Annotated in this window: 1 pseudogene; it reads left to right on the top strand. The window is 56.6% G+C overall.

Features of this window, described 5'->3' with window-relative positions:
* Positions 1–353, top strand: a pseudogene (locus CDN38_RS27925) (IS1634 family transposase); the annotation flags it as partial.
* Positions 354–429: the final 76 nt, after the last annotated feature.

Genomic DNA, 429 nt, shown 5'->3' with positions numbered 1-429 from the left:
TTAAAGCCCATCTATTGATCTGTATGCTGGCCCGCTACCTGGTGTGGCATCTCCGCAAAGCCTGGGCCTCATTGACCTTCACCGATGAAAAACCACCAGCCCGGGAAAATCCCGTAGCACCTGCCCAACGCAGCACCGATGCTGACACTAAAGCCGCCCACAAACACGACGCCCAGGGCAACCCGCTCCGCAGCTTCGCTGGCCTGCTCAAGCACCTCAAAACCCTTACCCGCGATAAGATCCGCTACCTCGACACCGACATCGAGATAGACAAACTCGCCGACCCAACCCCCGAGCAACGCCGCGCCTTCGACCTCATCGGAGCCACCATCCCCCTAACCATCCCCGCGTAGCCACAAACACAAACCAGAAAACCAATAAAACCCCAGTTCAGAGCCAAAATCTCTTACCAAACAGCCTTAACTTCGG

Source organism: Mycobacterium ostraviense (genome assembly GCF_002705925.1).
GTDB lineage: Bacteria > Actinomycetota > Actinomycetes > Mycobacteriales > Mycobacteriaceae > Mycobacterium > Mycobacterium ostraviense.
This window is presented reverse-complemented; position numbering and strand designations above follow the sequence as displayed.